This is a genomic window from Clostridium sp. LS (assembly GCF_002760435.1).
GTDB lineage: Bacteria > Bacillota > Clostridia > Clostridiales > Clostridiaceae > Clostridium.
The window spans coordinates 1-12,620 of the sequence record NZ_AUUU01000120.1; the positions used below are offsets into that span (position 1 = coordinate 1).

10 protein-coding genes are annotated in these 12,620 nt (G+C 28.4%); 3 read left to right on the plus strand and 7 right to left on the minus strand.

The features are described from left to right. Nucleotides 1–159: 159 nt before the first annotated feature. The 5 genes from COL3_RS22290 to COL3_RS22310 form a co-directional block, all read right to left on the minus strand. Nucleotides 160–1,914, minus strand: coding sequence for a glycoside hydrolase family 13 protein (locus COL3_RS22290; RefSeq protein ID WP_008418581.1), 1,755 nt, complete (start codon nt 1,912–1,914; stop codon nt 160–162). A 91-nt stretch (nt 1,915–2,005) separates the two neighbouring features. Beyond that, nucleotides 2,006–4,162, minus strand: a complete 2,157-nt coding sequence (locus COL3_RS22295; RefSeq protein WP_008418579.1) for a methyl-accepting chemotaxis protein — start codon at nt 4,160–4,162, stop codon at nt 2,006–2,008. A gap of 152 nt (nt 4,163–4,314) precedes the next feature. After that, a complete protein-coding gene (locus COL3_RS22300) occupies nt 4,315–5,193 on the minus strand; it encodes an ABC transporter permease subunit (RefSeq protein ID WP_008418578.1) in 879 nt (292 codons plus the stop codon). A gap of 1 nt (nt 5,194) precedes the next feature. Then, on the minus strand, nt 5,195–6,127 hold the full coding sequence (locus tag COL3_RS22305) for a sugar ABC transporter permease (RefSeq protein WP_008418576.1): 933 nt from the start codon (nt 6,125–6,127) through the stop codon (nt 5,195–5,197). A 191-nt stretch (nt 6,128–6,318) separates the two neighbouring features. Next, on the minus strand, nt 6,319–7,551 hold the full coding sequence (locus tag COL3_RS22310; RefSeq protein WP_008418573.1) for a maltose ABC transporter substrate-binding protein: 1,233 nt from the start codon (nt 7,549–7,551) through the stop codon (nt 6,319–6,321). Nucleotides 7,552–8,188: 637 nt separating this feature from the next. Between COL3_RS22310 and COL3_RS22315 the strand changes: the two genes are divergently transcribed. Continuing rightward, nucleotides 8,189–9,082, plus strand: coding sequence for an AraC family transcriptional regulator (locus tag COL3_RS22315; RefSeq protein WP_008418571.1), 894 nt, complete (start codon nt 8,189–8,191; stop codon nt 9,080–9,082). Between the two features lie 87 nt (nt 9,083–9,169). Continuing rightward, nucleotides 9,170–9,748 carry a hypothetical protein gene (locus tag COL3_RS22320; protein WP_008418569.1) on the plus strand — a complete coding sequence of 193 codons (579 nt, stop codon included), beginning with the start codon at nt 9,170–9,172 and terminating at the stop codon, nt 9,746–9,748. 173 nt (nt 9,749–9,921) lie between these two features. On the opposite strand, the gene lgt is transcribed toward COL3_RS22320, so the two are convergent. Next, the gene (gene lgt / locus COL3_RS22325) at nt 9,922–10,692 is read right to left on the minus strand and encodes a prolipoprotein diacylglyceryl transferase (protein ID WP_008418567.1); all 771 of its coding nucleotides are present in this window, start codon (nt 10,690–10,692) and stop codon (nt 9,922–9,924) included. Between the two features lie 147 nt (nt 10,693–10,839). Between lgt and COL3_RS22330 the strand changes: the two genes are divergently transcribed. Next, nucleotides 10,840–11,352, plus strand: a complete 513-nt coding sequence (locus COL3_RS22330) for a ferritin family protein (protein ID WP_008418565.1) — start codon at nt 10,840–10,842, stop codon at nt 11,350–11,352. Nucleotides 11,353–11,373: 21 nt separating this feature from the next. Here COL3_RS22330 and fliB read toward each other — a convergent pair whose 3' ends face one another. Then, on the minus strand, nt 11,374–12,516 hold the full coding sequence (fliB, locus tag COL3_RS22335; RefSeq protein ID WP_008418564.1) for a flagellin lysine-N-methylase: 1,143 nt from the start codon (nt 12,514–12,516) through the stop codon (nt 11,374–11,376). Nucleotides 12,517–12,620 lie beyond the last annotated feature (104 nt).

Below are 12,620 nucleotides of genomic sequence, written 5' to 3' on the forward strand. Positions count from 1 at the left end.
ATATTTTCATAGCTTTTCGTAATAAAAATATTTATTATTTCGGTAAGCTACCACATAAGCCTAGTTTATATGTTAATAATCAAAAAATAAGCTGCATTAAAAGGAAACATAACTTCCTTTCAATACAGCTTTATATAGGTTTAGATCATGAGCATATATTTAATTACTTTTTCTTATTAATACACCATCTTTCATTAGTTTATGGTTACAATATAAATGTGAAAATACAACTTCCCCACAATCATCGATTAAAACATCTTCATTAGAGCAATTTAATAAAACCTCTAATTTATTTCCACATTCATCTATTTTAATATATTCAATTACCCTGCTATTTTTAATATTATTAGGGAAATGAAAATTACGACTTTTAAATAGCTTTTGTTCCTTTCTTAGCTTAATTAATTGCCTCATCAGATTAATTTTATCATCATGTTTCCCAAGCTCAATTTCATCCCACGGCATGCATCTTCTGCAATCTGGATCATGCTTTCCTTCAAGGACAACTTCTGTACCATAAAATATGCATGGACTTCCTGGCATTGTAAATAATACTGCTAACTGCTGGTAAAATATATTAATATCCTTTACTCTCGATATCAACCTTTCTGTGTCATGAGAATCTAGCAAGTTAAATAACACATCGTTATTTTGCTGCATGTACATTGTATAACATCTATTAATAGTGTATTCAAAATCTTCTTTAGTTAAACTCTTGTCAACCCAAAAATCCGATATACTACTGGTTAAAGGATAATTCATTACAGCATCAAATTCATCTCCTCTAAGCCAAGATATTGAATCATGCCATATTTCGCCCAGTATATAAAAGTCAGATTTTATTGCCTTCATCTTTTCTCTTAAAATCTTGCAAAATTTATGCGAAATTTCATTTGCCACATCTAATCTTAAGCCATCAATATCATAATTTTTTACCCAATATTCACAGACATTAATAAAATAATCTATAACTTCTGGATTATTCGTGTTAAGCTTTGGCATCTTCTCAGCAAAAGCAAATGAATAATATCTTCCATCCTTTGTATCACGATCATTATTACCAAATGGCCACTTATTTATCATGAACCAATTGAAATATCTAGATTCGGGGCCATTTTCCATCACATCTAACCATGGAGCAAACTTAGGTCCGCAATGATTAAATACACCATCAAGCATAATTCTAATTCCTTTTCCATGAGCCTTATCCACAAGATTTTTAAATATTTTTTCATCACCAAAATTTGGATCTATTTTCATATAATTAGTTGTATCATATTTATGTGTTGAAGGAGCCTCAAATATCGGAGTTAAATATATTCCTGTCACACCCAATGTTTCCAAATAGTCTAATTTATTAATTATTCCTTGTAAATCCCCACCATAGAATTCTTTATTTGTTACCTTACCTTTATGCCAAGGCCTAACACCTTCTGGACTAATCGTTGGATCTCCATTACAAAAACGCTCTGGGAATATTTGATACCATACCATATCATTCACCCATACTGGAGTATTATTAATATCCTCACTATTCATCCATGGGAACGTAAAACATTGTAACATCTTACCATCCAAATGCATTTGCTTTTCACTCAAGAATCCATCTTCAAAGTAAAACCAAGTTTCTTCTTCTCCAACTAATTCAAAATAATATCTACAGCGTTTGAATTCAGGTTTTAAAGTTGTAGTCCACCAAATTTGGTGTTTCAGCCTCTTTTTATATGCAATTTCTTCTCTTTTACCTTCCCATTTCCACTCTCCACCTAAGATACCCGTTGCAAAGGGATCTCCATAATGTATGAATACTTTTTTAATGTCATAGCCTGTTTTTAAATTTATAATTAAATCATCTTGATTAATTGGATAACATAAGTTATCTGAAGTTCTGTGATATACTGCTTCAAATTTCATAATACTATTCCTTCTCCTTTTCACTTCGAGATAGCTAGTACGCCATTCAAATTAAAATAATAATTAATATTTCTAATTTATACGATAATAATTATCTGTAGGTAAACTTACTAATTTCTAATTGTAAACCATCAGATAAATGCTTTAACTTATTTGATGAATCAATGAAATCATTTGTTGTTTCATCAACCTTTCGGCAAACAAGAGCAACATTCCCTGCACCTTCCGAAGTCTCTTCAACAATGACTGATAAGCTTTGCACTTGATTTAGAACTTGATCTTTCTTATTTGCTAATTCCCCCAAATCTTTAGATATTTCACTAACTTTTACACTTAAATTATCTATTGAAGAAATTATCTCATTAAAAATTTCATAAGATTGCTTAATTGATTTTTCCTGACTTTCGACCGCCTGGCTAGTTTCATTTGCTTTCTTAACCGCATTTTCAGCATTAGTTTTAATATGAGTTATAGTACTGCTTATTTCCTTTGCTGATAGCGATGTTTGATTTGCTAGTTTTTTGATCTGCTCAGCTACAACTGCAAAACCTCTACCTGCTTCCCCAGCTCTAGCAGCCTCTATTGAAGCATTTAATGATAATAAGTTTGTTTGCTCCGTAATTTGCTTGATAGTTTCATTAATTACCGCTATTTCTTCAACACTTTTAGAAACCATTTGAATTACTTCGTTAACTTCTTTAGTTTTTATTTTAGTTTCGCTGGTTTTATCAATAGATGCATTTATAATATCTATACCTGTTTTGCTTAATGAATTAGCACTACTAGCTATAGAATCAACATTTGAAGTTGCAGAATCGATATTATTTATAGAGTTTGATACATCTTCCATATTTAATGATAAAGATTCTAAGTTATTTGTAGAATCTGTGGTACCTAAATCAATTTTATTTATTATTTCATTTACATTTGAAATTGATGTATATACTTCTTTACTTTTTTCATTCAAATTTATAGATGCAGAGTTAACATCATCTACTGATTCATTAACACTTTTAAGCAAAGTAGAGACATTAGTAGACATATGGTTAAAACTGTTAGCTAAATCTTGAAGTTCATCTCTAGAATTAATATTAATTCTAGTATTGAAATTACCTGATGCTGCTTCAAGTACTGCATCCTTTATTTTTAATATATTTTTTGATAAATTATTAGAGAATTTTGTACCTATAATAATAATTCCAGCAACGGCAACAATTATGACTACTAAAAATTCACTAATTAATGAATTTCTTGATTGCGTCAAAACACTCTCTGGAATCTTGCTAATAAACTTCCAACCTGTCAATTCAGAAGTAACATAAGATGCCATAAACTTCTGATTATCAAAGGAAAAGTTTAGAATCCCTTTATTATTCGCTCTAATATCCTTCCAAATTGGATATTCTGTTACAATTTTCGTATCAACAAGCTTATCATTTGTACTTGCAATCACCTGTCCATCCATATCACAAACAATAAACTCACTGTTGTTGTTTGAATCTAACATATTAGTAAGAGTTTTAGAAATATCTTTAAGGTCTAAATCCAGCGTTATTACTGCAATACTTTCATCCCTTTGATTCCTAATCCCATAAGCTATCGTTACACAATCAGTGTTTGTTTCTTGATTTTTATATATATTTGATATGTATGCGTTACCCTTATATCCAGCACCAGCCTTATAAACACTTCTAGATGTTGGATTAAAGTCCGAAGATACCTTTTTCTCTGGATAACTATAATAAGATTTACTCTTATCAAATGTAAAATCTACAGATATTATAGAACTATTTGACTCTTTAATTAACTTTAAATCATTTTTTATTTCAGGGTATTCATCAATAGTAGCTTTATTTAAATTAGCAGGTTTCGTTGCAAGATCACCACTAGTAAAAATATCCTTTTTAGAAAATGATTTTATTATATTTATTGTATTTTCAAATTGTGAATCCAATAATTTCTTAGTATCCAACGTTGAAGATGAACTTGAGGCTGTAAAACTGCTGCTCGAAATAGCATTAATTTTTAAGAAGGCAACAGTACATATAATTATTATTGGAATAATTGAAATTAAAAACATAATTTGTAACAATTTAAAATGAATACTTTTACTTTTTTTTAAATTCTCTTTACTTTTTAATTGAATATTTGATTTTTTAAATCTAATTTTAATAAAATTAACTCTTTGTAAACAATTTTTCATTTTGCTGAAAATAGAAGCCTTCTTTTTTGCTTTAGTTTGTTTCATTCTATACTCACACCCTTGCTTAAATAACTACAGATCAAATTCGTATAAGATTATCAAGATAAAATATGTAAAAAATAACAAGTCAAGCATACAAAATAGATTAGCATTGTGACTTGTTATTTCTATTTAGGAATCCTACAATCTTCTTTGTATTAGCCTTTTACAGATCCAGCTGTTAATCCCTTTGCAAGGAATTTTTGTGTAGCAACAAATATTGCAACAATTGGTACTGTCGCCATTACTGCAGCTGCAGAGAACTGAGTCCAGTTTGCTGAATATTGATCTCTAATGAAGTCTCTCATTCCTGTTGCTACAGTTTGAGCATCTTTAGCTTTTATAAGTGCTGATGTAAAATAAAATTCACTATATGTTCCAATAAAAGCAAAAATAAAGATTACTACAATCATATTTCTTATTAGAGGAATTATTATTTTTGTAAATGCTTGAAGAGTTGATGCGCCATCTATATATGCTGATTCAGTTAGCTCTTTTGGAATACTATCCATGTATCCTTTCATAAGCCAAATATTATATGCACTTCCTCCTGCTAAAAGCAATACTAATGCACCTAACTTGTCCATCATATTATATTTATATGCAACGCCTAATATTGCTGGCAATGCCATAGTTGTTGGAAACATTTGTAGCAATAAAAGTGACATAAGCCCATATTTTCTCCCTTTAAATTTAATCTTTGAGAAAGCAAAAGCTGCTGGCATTGTCAATAATATTTGTATTACAGCTACAGCCGTACAAAGAACCATTGAATTTTTCACCCATATTAAAAATTGGGTTTTAGTTAAAACTTTGACATAATTCTCAAATGTAATAGTTTTAGGAATAATAGATGACTGAGTAAATCCCTGACCTTTAGCTAATGATGCTGTAACAACAGCTAATAATGGTATAAGCACTATTATGCACATAAACCAAATTATAACTCTTGAAGCCCACGCAGCCCTTCTTTCCGCTGGCCTTATTCTCTTTTTATACTTTAATACTTCAACTTTTTGATTTTCAACTGATACCATCTTAATTAACCTCCTCAAATTGTCTTGATGCTTTCATTTGAATCAATGAAATTGTACCTAAGATTATAAATATTATAATACTTATAGTTGAAGCTATTTCATACCTTCCAAATTGCATTGACAATCTATAGTTAACTGATGCAAGTATATCTGTATAACCTGCAAATTGTGTTCCAGCTCTTGCCGGTGCACCGCCGGTTATTAAGAATGCCGTTCCAAAATTATTAAAATTAAATGCAAAACTTGTTATTACTAATGGATATGCTGTTTGTGCTAGAGAAGGCAATGTTATTTTTACAAATTGAGTAAATTTGCTAGCTCCATCAACCTCTGCCGCTTCATAATAAGACTTTGGTATTGCTTGCAAAGCACCTAAGCAAACATTCATCATATATGGGAAACCCAGCCATACTGTAACAACAACTACTACTACTTGTGATAGTGAAGCATTTGTTAACCAAGGAATTGGTTTTGCTATAAGATGCATGCTAATAAGTAAATTATTTATAGCTCCATATGTTCCATTAAACAAACCTTGAAACGAAAGTACAGCAACTGTACCTGGCAACGCCCATGGAATAACTAAAATCGCCTTGTAAAAACCTCTTTCCTTTATGTTCTCATTGTTAACTAATATAGCCATAATAAGACCTAATAAAAAACCTCCAAGTGTTGTTAATACAGCATAAACCATAGTCCATGCAAATACAGGGAAGAATACTTTACTAAAAGGTCCCTTAAAAACTTCTATAAAATTTGCAATACCTACAACATGAATAACACCTTTTGAATATTGTGTATAATCAGTAAAAGCAATATACACCGTATAAATTATCGGCAAGAATGATAATACAAATATTGAAATTAAAGCTGGTGATAAAAAAGGAATTGCTATATAATTCTTTTTACTTTTTACTATTTCTTTACTTTTCATGATTGCCTCCCTCTTTAGCATAAAAGAATAAATTAAATATAATAATATTTTCTCTATCAATTTTTATCTATTTATATCGTTAAAGTTCATCAAGTATTCTATATAAAAATATTGTGATAAACCATTGTTCGCAAATTTAAATTTCTATTATATGAAATAAGGGGAAGTATATTCCCCTTATTTTAATTATATTATTGTTGAGCTATACCTTCTTGTATTTGTTTTACTATTTCTTCTCCAGTTGTTTTAGGATCTTGTTGTCCTGCTGTCATTGCAGTTAACATGTTTCCTGCTGGTGTCCATACAGCTTGCATTTCTGGAATATTTGGCATTGGAACAGCATATTTTGCTTGTTCTGCAAATGCAATCATGTCCTTATTTGCCTTAAATGCGTCACTTTCTACGCCTTCTTTAGTTACTGGAATTCTACCACTGTCTATTATTATTGGATTAATATTACTTTGTATATATTTCATTAAATCCCAAGCTAAATCTTTATTTGGTGATTTTTCAGCTACAAATGCTGTTTGAACTCCTAGAGCAGTTGTAACATTCTTTCCACCAAATGTTGGCATTGGAGCAATTTCATAGTTAATATTTGCTGCTTTAGCTGATGCAGTATCCCATGCTCCTGAGATATAGAATGCTGCATCTCCTGACATGAATCTATTTTTAGCGATATCATCAGTAGTATCTGGTGCTATAAGTTTATCTTTAATAACTAGATCTTGAATAAATTGTAATCCTTTTACTGCACCTTCATTTGAAAGTCCTATATCCTTTGGATCAAGTGTTCCGTTATTGTTCTTAAATACATATCCTCCTTGAGTTGTAAGGAATCCTAAATTATAAAATAGAGCATTAACACTATATGAGAATCCAACACCTGGTTCCTTCGCCTTAGTTACAAGTTCTTCAAAAGATTTTGGAACTTCTTTAACCTTGTCCTTATTTATGAATAAAGAAACTGTTTCTTGAGCATATGGAACTCCATATTGTTTACCGCCTATAGTTACGGCATCAATAGGTCCCTTAGAAGTATATTTGCTTGCATCTAGGAAACCACTAGGTACTTCAGCGAGTAAACCAGCTTTTTGGAATGTACCTAAATTATCATGAGGTATACCAATCATTATATCTGGAGCTGAAGAGCTGTCAGCTGCTTGAATATATTCTTGAATCTTACCTTTATCATCGACACAGTTAACTTTAACGCCTTTCTCTTTACCCCATTTTTCTACTAATTCTTGAAGTTTCGGAAATTCTGATTCAGTAACCATGTGTGACCATATTGTTATTGTTTTATCACCACCAGAACTGCTGCTTGTTGCTGCATCTTTTGATCCACCTGAACAACCTGCTAATGTTCCCATTAGTAAAGCTGTTGTCATTATTAATGACAATATTTTTTTATTTTTTACCATTTCATATTCCCCCTGTTTTTTACTTTGAGATAATTTTCAACCTTAATTTTGAAATGTTAAGGTTTTAGATATATATGTAATGATTTTTCATCCAAAATATAGTATAATTAGTATAACTATAAATTTATTTAAAAGAGAAAAATCATACAATCAAACTTTAAAATTTGTTATTAAGACTTATAATGCTTACAATAAAATCATATGTAAGCTTGAAAGTGCTTATCTTCTATGAATATAATTAGGTACTAGATTTAGTTTCTGACTATAAAAATAATTAATAAAATATAGAGCTTGGAACCGATTCCGAAAATACGTATGATTATCTAACTTAAATCAATAGAACTATAATTTTGGAACCGATTTCTAAAACTTGTATAAAAATAATTTTATATTTGTTTATTTAAATATTAAATATGCAATTATATTTATATTTATTAACTGAATCTAAGTATAAAACTCAATTACTTATGAGATTTTTTTAAGCTCTCATGTAAATATCGTTTACATTTATTATTATAATGCTATATTCATATATAATATAGGTTTATATTATAAGAAATATTGCCAATTATTAATATTTTTTTATAAAATCACGAAATCAACTAAAAAAACATATTGTATAAAGGAGATTTTATATATGGATTATAATTACGAAATAGTTACAACTCCCAAAAATATTCCTGCAAAAATTATTATAAATTCTTCTCCTGAAGCTGTTTATAAACACTGGCACAAGGACCTTGAATTAATCTATTCTTATGAAGGAAATTTCATAAGTAATATAAATGGTGAAATTCACTCAATACAAAATAAAGAACTAATTTTAGTGAATAGCGGCGAAATACATTCTGTGGATGATTATAGTAAAGATAAAGCAACAACTTTATCTATATTAATTTCATATGACTTTTTGAAAGATAACTACCCTGAAATTGATAATATAGAATTTAAACTAGATAAAAATCTTGTTAATGCAATAGATAGACTTAAAATAATTAGCGAAGAAATCTGTGATATGTATGTTAAGGATATGAAGATTAATAATAAATCTCTTCTATTTGTTGAAGACGAAAAACCTAATGATAAATTCAATCACTTAAAAATTAATAGTTTTATATATGAAATTCTATATATATTACTTAGAAATTATAGTGTAGAAAAAGATATTCATACAACACTTAAGACTCAGAAACATTTAGAACGCTTTAAAATCATTACAGAATTTATTGATAATAACTTTAAGGAAAATATATCATTAGATGAAATAGCTTCCAGATACGACATAACTAAAGAATACCTTGCAACAATTTTTAAAAAATATATGGGCATAACAGTTGGCACCTATTTAAAGGATAAGCGGTTAAAGGCTGCTTATATCGATTTAGTTAATACAGATTTATCAATTAATCAATTAGCTTTTGATAATGGATTTCCTAATATTAAATCCTTCATAAATAGTTTCAAAGAATATTATGGTAAGACACCATATGCCTACAGAAAAGATTTGGAAAGTAAAAACAAGTCAATTTAAATTATTTTATTTTTTAATATTACAATTAAGTAGAATTGGAAGGCTTTTATTCATATAATATCTAAAGCAATTATATAAAGTGATACAATGAGATACGTATTAGATATAAAAGAGTGTGAATTTTTAGGTAAAGGTAAAGAAGGCTCTGTATACTTAACTCCTGAAGGATACGCCTTAAAAATATTTTACAATAAAAGAAAAGCTGAAGATGAAGCTGCTCTTTTAGAAAGAGTTAAAGACAGCAGATTTTTTCCTAATGTAATTTTTATAGCAAATAATATGATTTTGAGAGATTACGTTGAAGGTGATAATCTTTACGACTATATTAACAAAAACGGCTTATCATATAATCTTTCTGTAGAAATTATAAATCTCATAGAGGAATTCAAAAGATTAAAATTTACAAGACTTGATATTAGAAATGCTCATATATTTGTAAATAAAAATGAGAAAATTCAAGTCATAGATCCTAGAAAGGTCTTTATAAAAAAGACACCTTATCCTAAAGAAATTATAAAAATATTAGTTAAACTAAATCTTTTCGAAGAATTTTTAAAACATCTTTTAGATTATAATCCAAAATTAATTAGTTACTGGATTCATGCATTTAATTATTTTAAGTATACGTCAAAAAAGGTAATACGAATTGATATGTATGCTTGTTAGTATATAAATAACATGTAAAGAAGGCTTACGCGAAATAAATTAAAACTAAAAACATCGTTGTGCTTGAAGGAATTGATATTTCGTCTACCAATAATAATTCAAGCTGCATATATAGAAATTTATTAATCTCAAGAATTAACTAAATCTCTATATATGCAGCCTTAAACTATATTCTAGCTATTTCTATGTTTTCTTTTAATAAACACTAAAAATGCTAATCCAGCTAGTATTCCTATAATACTAATTAATTGAGCAACTCTTATATTTCCAAGCATCAAACTATCTGTTCTTAATCCCTCTATAAAAAATCTACCAACTGAATATAAACTTATATAGCTTGCTATAACAATTCCATCATTTCTGTTGCTTTTTTTATGAAGAATAATTAGCAATATGCTGCATACTATTAGATTCCATATTGATTCATATAAAAAGGTAGGATTATAATAAGCGCCACCGATATACATTCCCTTTTGTATAAAGCTTGGAAAATGACTTATAAATTCATAGGATACTTCTCCCCCATGAGCTTCTCCATTCATGAAATTGCCCCACCTTCCAATAGCTTGAGCTAAAATAATAGATGGCGCAACTATATCTAAACATTTTAATATATCCAGCTTTTTAATTTTAGTAAAAAAGTAAACTGCTATAAATGCTCCAATTAACCCTCCATGTATTGCTAATCCGCCTTTTCTAATATTAATTACATCTATTAGGTTATCTTTATAGTTTTGAAATTCAAATATCACATAATAAGCTCTTGCGCCAATAATAGCTGCTGGAAATGCAATAAAAAAGCCATCAAGAATTATATCAAAATTAATATCTTTCTTTTTACAATTATAACTTGCTAATAGTATAGCTAATATTACACCAGCTCCTATCAATATACCATACCATCTTATTTCAAAACTTCCAATTTGAAATGCTGTTGGATTCATAAATACTTCCTCTTTTCTTTAGTCTAAATATTTTAATAATTATCTAATATATTATAACATTTATTTAGAAATATAAATCATAAATAGAATATTTTATAACTTTGCATTATATACTTTATTGTAAAAATAATAGCTTTAGGAGAATTTATGAATAATACTTCTGATATACAATTTTTAGGAAACAGAAATAATAATGATGCAACATTTCTAATGGAGGGGCTTATTTCCGAAATTGAAGCAATAAATGACTATGATTATTCTCTTACTCTTACTGAAAATGAAGAAGTAAGAAAAATATTATCTCATATACGAAATGAAGAAGTGGGACATTATTTTTCCTTTTTAGAAGCCTTAAGAAAAATAGATAATGAATTTAATACAGCTGCTCAAGCGATTCAAAAACAAATTAATATACAATCTAAAATTAATTACAATGAATATTCTTGTATTAAGGAAAACAAAGTACTGCTATTTACAAGTATTAGAAATGCAATAAAAGGAGAACTTGACGCAATTATACTCTATAATAAGTTCCTAAACGAGGTTAAAAGCAATGAGTTATTTAAAATTATAAAAGTAATAGATATAAATGAAAAAGAGCACGTGGAAGAATTAACCAGGTTATTGGTTTTACTAGAAAAAGAAAATGATAAGCAGTAATTATACTACTGCTTATTATAATTAGCCTTTTAATAATTGTTCAAAAACTTTATTATGCTCAATATCCTTACTTAATGCTTGAATAACCCTTATTATTTGTTCCCCAGTTATTTCCTCAGTAGAATTTAAAGCTATTCCAATAACATAAGCTTTTATTAACTTATAAGAATTAATCAACACATTAATTCCTTTTAATAAGCTTTCTCCTTTATTAAAAGGAATTAAATCCTTGAAAATTTGGTTAACTAAATAATTTTCAAAAACATAAGAATATTTTTCTAGCTCCCTAAAATACCTTTTATTATCGTTTAAATATCTACATATATTATCTGCCTTCAAAATTCCTTTTTTATACTCCTTAAGATATTCTTTTAATTTTACACTTCTAATGTTTTCTACAAGCTCATTCTTAGAAATAGTCATATAAAAATCAATATCTTCTTTAAATTCAGTTCCCTTTATCGCATCGTAATTTACAGATTCATTATTGAATTCTTCCAATATTTCTTCTATATTTTCAGTTTTATTAAATTTCTGTTCACTTTCAATTCTTATATAAAATGATTTTAGGATATTTAATCTTTCTTCTATAGAAAACTTCCTTAATTGCATAATATTTATAGATATTATCCTTATATCCCAAAAATATTGGAGTAAACTATTTGTCCCATCAAAGGCTTCGCTATCTATAATCCTTCTTATTTCTATGCTTTTTTCTTCTATATTTTCTTCACTTTCAATAAACTCCATCTTATTTTTATTCAAAAATGCCTTAATACATATTTCTTCGCAAGAAGGCAAACCGCTTTTTTCATAAACATCATCTACAATATTAAATACTCTAGGGTAGTTTTTGCAAGTTATGCAGAGATCTTCTTCTCCAAAACCCCCGTGAATGTCGCAAAGCATTTTGGAATTTAGGAATGGACATCTATTTTCATGTTTAAGTATCATAAAACCATGATTAGAAGTATCATGTTCATGTTTATTTTTTATATATTTTCCTTCTAATAATTTACTAAATTCTCCTGTACTATCTTCATATTTATTATAAGTATCCTCATCTATATTTATGTCCCACCCAGCACAACAAGTATCGCAGCAGCTTGAACTAATACATTTAAATTCTGCCATATATTTTGGCATAAAAATATTTACTTTCATGATTTACTCCAATCTTTTTAATATAAGGCACAATCAAAAAAAATAACGAGTCCATTTGCCAGCCTATTTTCCATCATACTGCGTCGGCAAATTGACCTAATAGG